The organism is Rhodoblastus acidophilus, from assembly GCF_009720655.1.
Taxonomy (GTDB): domain Bacteria; phylum Pseudomonadota; class Alphaproteobacteria; order Rhizobiales; family Beijerinckiaceae; genus Rhodoblastus; species Rhodoblastus acidophilus_A.
Genome location: NZ_WNKS01000001.1, coordinates 449,109 through 460,206 on the forward strand (window position 1 = coordinate 449,109; position 11,098 = coordinate 460,206).

The window sequence follows — 11,098 nt, forward strand, 5'->3', positions numbered from 1 at the left end:
CAGACGCGACTCGCGCCTTAAGCCATGAAGTTACGCCGCCCCGCGAAAAAATATCAACTCAATGGCCAAAAGCAAATGAAAGATACAATGACGTCTTTGGCGATGAGATTGGCTGCCGTAAACTTTTGTTATGATTACAAAAAAACGGTTACTCATAATGCTCATATCAGCATCGAAGCCAGAAGGCGTTTGCCCGTCGACCGCTGCTTTCTCGCGACCAGTCCTGCGCGTTATGTCCGCTCCCCGCCGATTCCGGCCGATGTCGCCTTGCTTCGGTGGTCTTTTTTTGGTTCTGCCTTTTGGGCTCTTGCGAGCGCGTTTTCTGGAAAATTCAACTTCAGGTTGAAATCGCGCTGCGCAAAACCGCGCAAAACAGACGCATTTGTGCAAAAAACATGCGGTTTTCGACAAAAAACACGCGATTTTCGCGCTTGCAGCTCGCGGGTTGTGGAAGCGGCGCCCTTGTGGGAACCGGGATCGCCGCGGTTCCGTTTGGCGGGCGGGGACGTATTGTCTACTTAAATCAAAGGGTTACGTTGAATGCAGGTTCGCCTCGATGTTTCACGTGAAAACAAAACGTGAACATCGTTTCGACACATTGACGAATTCAGCGCTTTTTGCCGTTTTCACTTTTCGAAACAAAAGGTTTATTCCGTCTCGACCGTCGCCTCGATCGGCGCGCGAAGAGTCCAGCACAGGCCGGTCTCGCGATAGTCGATCGCCACCGCGCCGCGCACCGCGCGTTCGACCATCTCGACCATCACCTTTTGCCCAAACCCCCTTCGAGACGGCGGCTCCACCCTGGGGCCGCCGGATTCCAGCCATTGCATGTGGAAGAACGCCCCGTCGTCGGCCGTCCTGGCGCTCCAGTCGATGTGAACACATCCGTCCTCGTTGCTGAGCGCGCCATATTTGGCCGCGTTGGTGGCGAGTTCGTGCAGCGCCATGCCGATGGCCTGCGCGGCGGCGGCGCCCAGCCGAAGTTTTGGGCCCGAAAACAGGATGCGGACGTCGAGCAGATCGCGAAACGGGTTGAGCTGGGCGCGGATCAGCCCCGCAATGTCCACGCCCTTCCATTCGCTGGTGATCAGCAGGTCCTGGCTGGCGGCGAGCCCGGCGATGCGGTGCGACAGGTTCGCGGCGAAATTTTTGGGGTCCGCGCCCTTGGCCGACATGACCGCGATCGATTGCACCACGCTGAGCAGGTTTTTCGAACGGTGGTTGACCTCGCCCATCAGGAAGCGGATGTGCTCCTCGGCCAGCTTCCGCGTGGTGATGTCGTTGCGGATGGCGATGTACTGGCGGGGTTTTCCGCGATCGTCGAGGAACGGGACGATGGTGGTGTCGACCCAATAAATCTCGCCGTCCTTGGCGCGGTTTCTGATCTCGCCGCGCCACGTCCTTCCGCTGGCGATGGTCGCCCAGAGGTCGTGGAAAAAGTCCGGCGGATGAAACCCGGAATTGATCAGCGCATGGGTGCGGCCCAAAAGTTCCTCGCGGGCATATTGGGAGACCGCGCAAAACCTGTCGTTGACATAGGTGATCACGCCGCGCGGATCCGTGGTGGCGACGATGGCGTGATGGTCGAGCGCGGCCTTGAGATCGGAAATTTCCTTCAAGGCGGCCCGCTCCGCGTCCAGCGCCGTGGAAAGATGGGCGGTCTTGGCGGCGACCTCGCGGTCGAGATGGGCGTTCGACACGGCCAGACGCCGATGCATGTCGCGCAATTCGGAGAAGCGGCGGCGCGCGTCCAGGAACAGGAAAGCGGCCAGCGCCGTCACGACGGCGATGGTGAGCAAGGTGGTGAACTGGAGCTGCGTCCCGCGCCGGTCGACGGCCGCGCGGCTCGCCTCGATGCGGGTGTCCTCCAGGTTTTGCAGGGCTGAGATGGCCTGGCGCAATTTTTCCATCGTGGACTTAACGCTGTTGGCGCGCACGACCGCCGTCGCGTTCTGGCCGCCTTGCTGCATCTCCATGTCCTGGCGCAGTTCGTCGAGCTTTTCGCCGGTGAAGGCCTGCACGCGGCGCACGTGTTCCGCGACCTCCGCATCGCCCGCGGTCCAGGCGTCCAGCCGCTCCGCGGCCTCGCGCAGGTCGCGCGCGGCGGCGCCATAGGGGTCGAGATAGGCGCGATCGCCGGTCAGCAGGAAGCGGCGCGATTGCGCGGTGACGTCCTCGAGCGAACTCAGCAGCCGCGCGAGGCCTCCCACCATGTTGGTGGCCCGGCGGCCGTCGTCGAGGTCGCGCTTCTGGGCCTCGACCGCGACCAGCGAGGCCGCGACCAGCGCCGCGAGCGCGACGACGCTGACGATCGGCGCGGCGATCGTCAGCACCCCGTTGGTTTCGGACCGCTTCGCGTCCGCCAGCATGATGCCGATCGACAGCAACAGCAGGGACAGGGCGGTGCTGAGCGCCAGACCGAACAGGGCGGTCCGCGCCGAGGCGTCGACCGGCGTGAGCAGAAAAAAACCGAGCGTGGCGGTCAGCGCCAGCGCGACGCCGCCCACCGCCAGCGTCACGCGCAGGGCCACGGCGAAGCGTTCCCGCGCGCCCATCAGCGCCAGCGCGACGGCGATGGCGACGAAGCTCAGGCTGGTCGCCGCCGAGGGACGTCCGGGGAAGAGGGACGCGGGATCGTGCAGCAGCAGGGTGTCGACGCCGAGATCGCGTCCCGTGGCGTATTCGAACAGGAACAGCGCGCCGAGCAGTCCCATGGCGACGCCGGGCGCCGCCTGCACGGGGCGAGGCGTGCCCTTGAAGGTCGCCAGCAGCAGCGACAGCGCGCCAAGCGACAGGCCGACGGCGGTGAAGGGTTTCATCTGCGCGCCGGGCGGCAGCGCCGACTTCAGCGGGTCCAGGCCGAACACCCAGCCGAGCAGCGCGGCGGCGGCGATGCCGAAGGCAAGGAGCGCGCAGGCGCGCGCGGCGAGACATTGCGGGCGCGCCGAGTCCGCGCGCGCCGCCGCCGGACGGGGCAGACCGTATTCATCTGGTCCAGCTTCCGTCGCCATCCCTCAGCTCTCTTTTACGAGGAGTCGCTCGCGCCAGAGCGCGAGCCTCTCAAGTTTGGCAAGACTCGCCAAGTTTTTCCAGAGAGTTATGTGTATGGCGGACATGAGCGCCCGACAGGGGCGGCGTCAAGCCGCCCAGCCGGCGATGCGGACCCCGGCTCCGCCTCACTCCCCCTTCAGCTTCTTGTTGCACTGGCTGTAATAGCCGCCGCCCTTTTGGATCCACTTCAGTTCGCCATTGCCGCCGGTCGCCTTGTTGGCGTTGTACTGGTCGAGGCAGGTTTTCTGGATGGCCTTACCGGGTTTTTCGTTGGCGTAGGCCGGGTTGACCGCCGCGGGAAACACCGCGCCGCCGGGCGCGGGCGCGGCGGGTTTGGGCGCGGCGGCGGGTTTGGGCGCGACCGGGGCGGCCGCCGGAGGCGGGGGCGGCGGCGGCGCGGCGGCGGCTGGGGCCGGAGCCGCGGCGGGCGGCGCGTTCTGCGCCTTGATCTGCGCCGCGCATTTTGAATAATATTGCAAATAGGTGTCGCCGCCGAGCTGGTTGGCGGCCTTGGCGGCCTGGTATCGGGCGGCGCATTCCTTGGTCACGTTCTCGGCGCTCGCGGGAACGGTGAGGGCGGCGAGGGCGACGGCGCCGGCAACAAGCGGATATCCAAAAGTTTTGCGGATGGACATGAAGGCGTCTCCGAAAACCGGGCCGCGCCACGCGACGCCGGGCGTTGCGCAGCTTTGCCATTTTTTCGCTTGCGTCAATTGCGGTAGGTCACAAGGCGCGGGGCTGAGCCGGCGGAGTTTCGGACGGGGACGCTGAACCGGGGCTGAACGCGGCTGCAAAAGGAAACCGGGGCGAAACGCCCCGGTAAAAATCTTCAGGAAATCTTGGCCGAAATGATCTTGTCGGGGTCGCGCACGGGCTCGCCGCGCTTGATCTTGTCGACATTCTCCATGCCTTCGATCACCTCGCCCCAGACGGTATATTGCTTGTCCAGGAAGCGGGCGTTGTCAAAGCAGATGAAAAACTGAGAGTTCGCCGAATCGGGATTTTGCGCGCGCGCCATCGAGCAGGTGCCGCGCACATGCGGCGCCGCGTTGAACTCCTGCTTCAGGTCGGGATATTTCGAGCCGCCCGTGCCCGTGCCCTTGGGGCAGCCGGTCTGCGCCATGAAACCGTCGATCACGCGATGGAAGACGATGCCGTCATAAAAACCCTCGCTCACCAGCTTTTTAATGTGAGCGACGTGATTGGGCGCCAGTTCGGGCTTCAGGCGGATCACCACCGTTCCCTTGGTGGTTTCCAGCGTCATCAGATTGCCTTCGTCGGACATATGCTTTCCTTTTCTACCCGAGGGGAATTCACTTAACGTCGGCCGCCACCTTCATGCTGACGATCTTGTCCGGGTTCGCCGGCGGCTCGCCGCGCTTGATCTTGTCGACGAACTCCATGCCGGAGATCACCTCGCCCCACACGGTGTACTGGCCATTGAGGAAGGGCGCCGCGGCGAAGCAGATGAAAAATTGGGAGTTCGCCGAGTTCGGCGAACTCGAACGGGCCATGCCCAGCGTGCCGCGCTTGAACGGCTCCTGGCTGAATTCGGCGGGGATGTTCGGCAGGTCGGAGCCGCCCGTGCCCGTGCCGGTGGGGTCGCCGGTCTGCGCCATGAAGCCGTCGATGACGCGATGGAACACGATGCCGTCGTAAAAACCTTTTCGCGCCAGCGCCTTGATCTGCGCGACGTGTTTCGGCGCGAGGTCCGGGCGCAGGCGGATCACCACGCGGCCGTCCTTGAGTTGCAGGTAAAGCAAGTTTTCCGGATCATCCGCCGCCCGCGCCGCGCCGGCGCCCGCCAGCGCGCCCGCAAAACCCAGGGCGATGCCGGAAAAACGGCGGCGGTCGAGTTTGTTGCTGAAATCCGTCATTTTTTCAGTCCTTTCGAGCGAAACAAGCGGCCTTGCGGCGCAGGGCCTCCACGACCGGCGGCGGCGCGAAGGCGGTGACGTCCCCGCCCATCAGCGCCACCTGACGCACCAAGGTGGCGGTGATGTGGCGCACGTTCAACCCGGCCGGAAGGAACACGGTCTGCACCTCCGGCGCCATCACGCCGTTCATGCCGGCCATGGACATTTCGTAATCGAGGTCCGTGCCGTCGCGCAGGCCGCGCACGATGACGCGCGCGCCATTTTTCCGCGCGGCGTCCACCGCGAGGCCGTCAAAACTCGTCACCGCCAGTTCGCATTTTTGTGCGCGCGCGTCCTTCGCGCAGACCTCTTCCAGCAACGCGGCGCGCTCCTCGACGGAAAACAGAGGTGTCTTGCCGGGATGCGCGCCAATGGCGACCACAAGCCGGTCGCACAGGCCCATGGCCGCGCGAATCACATCGATATGGCCGTTGGTGACGGGGTCGAACGAACCCGTGTAGAGGGCGACGCGGATCATGGCGCATCGTTAGCGGAGGCGGCGCGTCCGCGCAATGCCGCGATGCGCGCCGCCAGCCCCAAGTCTTGCGGAATTTACTGAAGCCTTCGCGCCGCCGCGCTCCCGGGGCGGCAGGAATCGGCTAAGAATCTGATGTGAAAAAATAATTGTCAGAAAAACCCAGAAATCGCGTGGGTTTTGCTTGTTACGAATCCATTTCGTTGCGCGAAGACTTGCGAGGTCGAACCGCGCGCACGTTTCACGCAAGTTTAGGCGTCCACGAAATTGAACCAGACCAAAATTTTCGCAATTCGCCGGCGTGGTGGAGATGTCGGCGCTGCCCTCGAAAAATTCTCCACGGACTGTATTGGAGATCGAACATGGCGTTGGCCAAGAAGCAGAACATGTCGGCGTCCCCCCGAACGGACGCCGCCGAGACGGGGGGCCACAACCTCGCCGCCGAAGCCCAGAAACGTCGCGCGCGCACCTTCGCCCGCCACCAGAAGGCGGCGGAGCGCATCGCCTCCGCGACCGGCGAACTTTCCGCCGGCATAGCCGAGGCGACCTCGGCGGTCGAGGAGCTGCGCAAGGCGGCTGAGCAGATCGCGCAGGGCGCGGAAGAAGCCGCCGGCGGCGCCCAAGAATCGCTCAAGGCGGTGGGCCACGGCCGCTCGCTCATCCAGGGCGCCAAGGACGCCTCGGAGGCCTCGATGAGGAAGACCGAGTCCCTGCAGGCGCTGGTCGCCGATGTCGGCGCGCAGATCAAGGGCTCGATCGAGGCTGTCTCCAGGGCTGCCGATCGGCAGACCGCCTCGGTCAAGCTGATCGAGGAGCTTGACCGCCAGGCCGCCACGGTGGGCGAGGTGGTCAAGGCCGTCGCGCGGATCGCGGACCAGACCAACCTGCTGGCGCTCAACGCCGCCATCGAGGCCGCCCGCGCCGGGCAGCACGGCAAGGGGTTCGCCGTTGTCGCCGACGAGGTGCGCACCCTGGCCGAGACCAGCGAGAAATCGGCGCGCGACATTCAGGATTTGATCGCGCAGATCCAGAACGACGTGAAGGTGATCGCTGACGGCATCAACGGCGCCGCCGGCGCGGCGCGCGGCGAGGCTGAAAAGGGCCGGCAGATCGTCGAGCGCCTGGGCCAGGTGCAGAGCGACATGCAAAGCATCGTCAAGGGCAGCAGGGAGATCACCACCGCCTGCGATCAGGCCTATGTCGCCGCCAACGAGGCGCAGAAGGGCTCGGAAGTCATCGCCGCCGCGGCGGAAGAGCAGGGCGCGGCCTCCGAGGAGGCGAACAAGACCATCGCCCAGCAGTCGGCCGCGCTGAACCAGAGCGAGCAGGCGGCGCAGGAGCTGGCCGAGCTGTCGGAGGAGCTGAAGAACAGCTCGAACATCTCCAAGAGCGCCGAGGAGGTCGCCGCTGCGGCGGAAGAGCTGTCGAGCGCCATCGAGGAGATCAACCGCGCCTCCTCGCAGATCATGACGGCGCTGGAGCAGATCAGCAAGGGTGCGCAGCAGCAGGGCGCGGCGACGCAGCAATCGGCGGCGGCCATCACCCAGATCGAGAAAAGCTCCCTGGACACGCAGACCCGCGCGCAGGACGCCCTGGGCCGGGCCGAGGCCACCGCCAAGCTGATCACCGAAACCATCGGCGGCGTCAACAATATGGTGCAGGGCGTGTTGAGCTCGGTCGAGGCGGGACGCGCCAACCGCGATCAGGTGGCGGCGCTGGAGCAGGTCAGCCGGCGCATCGACAAGATCGTGGACGCCATCAACAATGTGTCGATCCAGACCAACATGCTCGCCGTCAACGGCTCGGTCGAAGCCGCGCGCGCCGGCGAATTCGGCAAGGGGTTCGCTGTCGTCTCCACCGACATCCGCAACCTCGCCCGCGATTCCGCCGAGAACGCCGAGCGCATCAAGGACACGGTCAAGTCGATTCAGGACATGATCGGCACCGTGCGCGGCGATCTCACCGAAATCAGCGACTCCGCCGCGCTCGAGGTCGAGAAAAACCGCGCCATTTCCGCCAATCTGGAGACGATCGCGCGCGATGTCGAGGAGGTGCTGGCGGGCAACAGGGACGTGCTCGAAGGCTCCAGCGAAATCCTGCGCGTGGTGCGCGAGGTTCAGTCCGGCGTGGAGCGCATCGCCTCGGCGGCGCAACAGGCGACGAGGGCTTCCGGCGAGGCGTCCAACGCCGCGCGCGAACAGTCCAAGGGCGCCGAGCAACTCGCGGCGGCCGTGGAGGAAATCGCTTCGCTGGCCGACGAGCTTCAGGCGGCCTGACCTCCGTCCCAACCAAGGAGGTTATCATGTCCGCTGTCGCAGAGGCGCTCGAAACGCTCAAGGCGGAATTCGCCCCGGAGCAAGCCGCGCGCGAAAAGAATATGGAGAGCGGCGCCGACGCCCGGCAGTTCGTGATCTTTCACGTCCAGGGCGAGCGCTTCGGCGTCTCGCTCTCGGAGGTGCAGGAGATCATCCGTGTTCCCGACGTGGTGCGCATGCCGCTCAGTCCCGCTTCGCTGGAGGGGCTGGCCAACCTGCGCGGAAACGTCCTGCCGGTGCTCAGTCTCCGCCAGGTGTTCGGCTTCCCCGCCGCCATCAACGACGATTCCACCCGCGTCGTCGTTCTCAACCACGAACGTCCGGTCGGCCTGATCGTTGACCGCATGGCCAATGTCGTCACCGTCGAGCCCGAGCGGATAGAACAGGCGTCGACCATCCGTTCCTCGATCGACGTGGATTTTGTCTCCGGGATGATCAAGGAAATCGACGGGCGGTCGATGGTGATCATCCTGAATTCGCGAAAGATCGTCGGCAACGAGTTTTCCCGGCGGCTCGACCGCGCGGTCAACGCCGGCCAGGACGCCGCCCACCAAGCAGAACAGGGGGAGACCGCCGCCGCCGACGACGCGGAGGAGGACCAGCTCGTCAGTTTCGAGGTGGCGGGCCAGGAATACGCCTTCCCCATCGAAACGGTGAAGGAGATCGTGCAATTGCCCGATCACATCACCGAGGTTCCCAACACGGCGGGGCACATCCTCGGCGTGATCACGCTGCGCAACAAGCTGCTGCCGCTTGTGTCGCTGCGCGCCTTCTTCGGCATGCGCCAGGGCGAAATGACGGAGGCCAACAAGGTCGTCGTCATCGCCCTGGACGAGGCGGGCGACGCCTCGGTGGGCGTGGTGATGGACTCGATCCGCGCCGTTCTGCGCGTCAAGCGCGACGAGGTCGAGGAGGTGCCGGAGCTGTTGCGCGGACGGGGCGACAACATCTCCGGCATCTGCCGCCTCGACCAGGGGCGCCGGCTGGTGTCGGTGCTTTCCGCCGAGACCATGTTCGATCGCGCCGAAATCGAAAAGCTGCGCCATGCGGGAGACGCTGACATGAACGAGGCGGGTCAAAGCGCGACGGTCGCCTCGATCGACGCGGTGGATGAGGAGCAGTTCGTCGTGTTCCGGCTCAAGGGCGAGGAATATGGCGTGCGCATCGACGCGGTGCAGGAGATCGTGCGGGTGCCGTCGGAGCTGACGCGTATCCCCAGCACCCCCGATTTCATCGAGGGCGTGATCAACCTACGCGGCGCGGTGCTGCCGGTGGTCGACCAGCGCCGACGCTTCCGCATGGAAAGCGTCGAACGCAACGACCGCCAGCGGATCATGGTGTTCACGCTCAACGGCGTGAAGACCGGATTCATCGTCGACTTCGTCTCCGAGGTGCGGCGCATCCCCCTGAGCGCCATCGCCCCGGCGCCGCAGCTGTCGGAAGAACAGCGGCGCATCATCCGCAAGGTCGCCAATCTCGAAAATGAGAAACGGATGATCCTGCTGCTCGACGTGGTGCAATTGCTCAACGCCGAGGAAATCAGCGACATGCGCGCCAGCATGCACTGACAAAAAGGCCGGCCGTTCATTCAAGCGCGGCCGGCATCCCTCTTTTCGCCGGATGCTCCATGATCAAGGTTCTTGTCGTCGACGACTCCGCGCTGATGCGCAAACATCTGACGCAATTGCTGGAATCCGCCGGCGGTTTCACCACGAGGGCGGCGCGCAACGGCGCCGAGGCGCTGGCCGCGCTGGAGGAAGCCGAGTTCGACGTCGTGACCCTCGACATCAACATGCCCGTGATGGACGGCATCACCTGCCTGTCGCGCATCATGACCGCCAATCCCAAGCCGGTGGTGATGGTGTCGTCTCTGACGCAGGAAGGCGCGGCGGCGACCCTCGAAGCCCTCAGCCTTGGCGCGGTCGACTATGTGCAAAAGCCCGACGGCACCATCTCCCTTTCCATCGAGGTGATCGAGCGCGAACTGATTTCGAAGATCAGAGCGGCCGCGCGCGCAAGACCTCGTCGCGCGCTGGGTCTGCGCGACCGGATCGTCCAGGCGCGGGACCGGGAAGCGCCCACGCGCGCCGCCTCGCCGTCCGTCGCCTCGGGGCTTGGCGCGGGCGCTCGGGGCCTCGTGCTGGTCGGCGTCTCCACCGGCGGCCCCGGCGCGCTGGAAGACATTCTTCCGCGCCTTCCAAAAAACTTTCCGTGGCCGATCATCGTCGCCCAGCACATGCCCGCCTCGTTCACCGGCGTGTTCGCCCGGCGGATGAACGACATTTGCGATCTCGAGGTCATCGAGGTGGCGCGGCAAACTCCGGTCGAGCCGGGCGTGGTCTATCTCGCCAAGGGCGACGCCGACCTGCTCGTCACCCGGCGCGGCGCCGGCTATTCGGCGACGCCCGTGCCGGCGAGCCGCGACCACATCTGGCATCCGAGCGTGGAGCGCCTGGTCGAAAGCGCGCTCGACGTCGCGCCCGCCAACCGCCTGATCGGGGTGCAGCTCACGGGCATGGGCCACGACGGCGCCGCCGCCATGGCGAACGTGAAGAAGCGCGGCGGCCTCACCATCGCCCAGGACGAGGCCAGCTGTGTTGTGTTCGGCATGCCCGCCGAACTCATCGCGCGCGGCGGCGCCTCGGTCATTCTGCCATGCGACGCCATCGCCGGACAACTCAATTCATGGCTCGGCGTCGCCCGAGATCAGGGAGGACGCGTCAATGCTCGTTAAAGCTGGCAACAGAAGAGAAGCCGGGCCGGACGAGTCCGCGTCGGAAGAGTCCGTGTCGGACCCTGTGCGCGACCTCGTCGCCGGCGCCGATGCGGCGACCCGCCGCCGCGCGGCCCAGAACCTGCGCGAAACGCCAGAGCGCATCGACCTGCTGTGCGAAAGGCTCGGCGAGGAGCCGGACGCCAGCGTGCGCGCGGCCATTCTCATCTCATTGCTGCGCATGAAGTCCTTGGCGGTCGCCGCCGGGCTCGTCGGTCATCTTCGCAGCGAGAACGCGGCGCTGCGCAGCGAGGTGATGGAAGCGCTCCAGGACATGCCGGACGACGTTGAGCCGGTGCTGGAGCGGCTGCTCGAGGACCCCGACAGCGACGTGCGCATCTTCGTCGCCAACATCCTCAACGGCCTCGCCCACCCGCGCGCGCCAAAACTGCTGGCGCGCCTGATCGCCCGCGACCCCCACGTCAATGTCTGCATGGCGGCGCTCGACGGCCTGATGGAGATCGGCGACCCCTCGATGACCGCGGCGATCGCCGACCTGCCGCGCCGCTTCCCCGAACCCTTCGTCGCCTTCGCCGCGACGGCGGCCCTCAAGCGGCTGAAGGGCTGA

General features: G+C 65.6%; 10 protein-coding genes. 5 read left to right on the plus strand and 5 right to left on the minus strand.

All coding sequences use genetic code 11. The annotated features are described in order from the left end of the window. The first annotated feature begins 24 nt into the window (after nucleotides 1–24). Nucleotides 25–522 carry a hypothetical protein gene (locus tag GJ654_RS02115; protein ID WP_155444431.1) on the plus strand — a complete coding sequence of 166 codons (498 nt, stop codon included), beginning with the start codon at nucleotides 25–27 and terminating at the stop codon, nucleotides 520–522. A 125-nt stretch (nucleotides 523–647) separates the two neighbouring features. Here GJ654_RS02115 and GJ654_RS02120 read toward each other — a convergent pair whose 3' ends face one another. From GJ654_RS02120 to coaD, 5 genes are all read right to left on the minus strand, one after another. Then, entirely contained in the window at nucleotides 648–3,011 is a 2,364-nt protein-coding gene (locus GJ654_RS02120) for an HWE histidine kinase domain-containing protein (RefSeq protein ID WP_155444432.1), read from the minus strand. 165 nt (nucleotides 3,012–3,176) lie between these two features. After that, nucleotides 3,177–3,686 (minus strand): hypothetical protein, encoded by a 510-nt coding sequence (locus GJ654_RS02125; protein WP_155444433.1) that lies wholly within the window; start codon nucleotides 3,684–3,686, stop codon nucleotides 3,177–3,179. Between the two features lie 194 nt (nucleotides 3,687–3,880). Beyond that, nucleotides 3,881–4,336 (minus strand): peptidylprolyl isomerase, encoded by a 456-nt coding sequence (locus GJ654_RS02130; protein WP_155444434.1) that lies wholly within the window; start codon nucleotides 4,334–4,336, stop codon nucleotides 3,881–3,883. 28 nt (nucleotides 4,337–4,364) lie between these two features. Beyond that, complete coding sequence (locus tag GJ654_RS02135; protein ID WP_155444435.1) at nucleotides 4,365–4,928, minus strand: peptidylprolyl isomerase; 564 nt, start codon at nucleotides 4,926–4,928, stop codon at nucleotides 4,365–4,367. 4 nt (nucleotides 4,929–4,932) lie between these two features. Then, nucleotides 4,933–5,445, minus strand: coding sequence for a pantetheine-phosphate adenylyltransferase (gene coaD, locus GJ654_RS02140; RefSeq protein ID WP_155444436.1), 513 nt, complete (start codon nucleotides 5,443–5,445; stop codon nucleotides 4,933–4,935). A 359-nt stretch (nucleotides 5,446–5,804) separates the two neighbouring features. Between coaD and GJ654_RS02145 the strand changes: the two genes are divergently transcribed. From GJ654_RS02145 to GJ654_RS21535, 4 genes are read left to right on the plus strand one after another with little or no spacing between them, the layout of a single operon-like run. Then, on the plus strand, nucleotides 5,805–7,718 hold the full coding sequence (locus GJ654_RS02145) for a methyl-accepting chemotaxis protein (protein ID WP_155444437.1): 1,914 nt from the start codon (nucleotides 5,805–5,807) through the stop codon (nucleotides 7,716–7,718). 26 nt (nucleotides 7,719–7,744) lie between these two features. Next, entirely contained in the window at nucleotides 7,745–9,325 is a 1,581-nt protein-coding gene (locus GJ654_RS02150) for a chemotaxis protein CheW (protein ID WP_155444438.1), read from the plus strand. Nucleotides 9,326–9,384: 59 nt separating this feature from the next. Next, the gene (gene cheB, locus GJ654_RS02155) at nucleotides 9,385–10,491 is read left to right on the plus strand and encodes a chemotaxis-specific protein-glutamate methyltransferase CheB (protein ID WP_155444439.1); all 1,107 of its coding nucleotides are present in this window, start codon (nucleotides 9,385–9,387) and stop codon (nucleotides 10,489–10,491) included. A 52-nt stretch (nucleotides 10,492–10,543) separates the two neighbouring features. After that, nucleotides 10,544–11,098, plus strand: coding sequence for a HEAT repeat domain-containing protein (locus tag GJ654_RS21535; protein WP_196305399.1), 555 nt, complete (start codon nucleotides 10,544–10,546; stop codon nucleotides 11,096–11,098).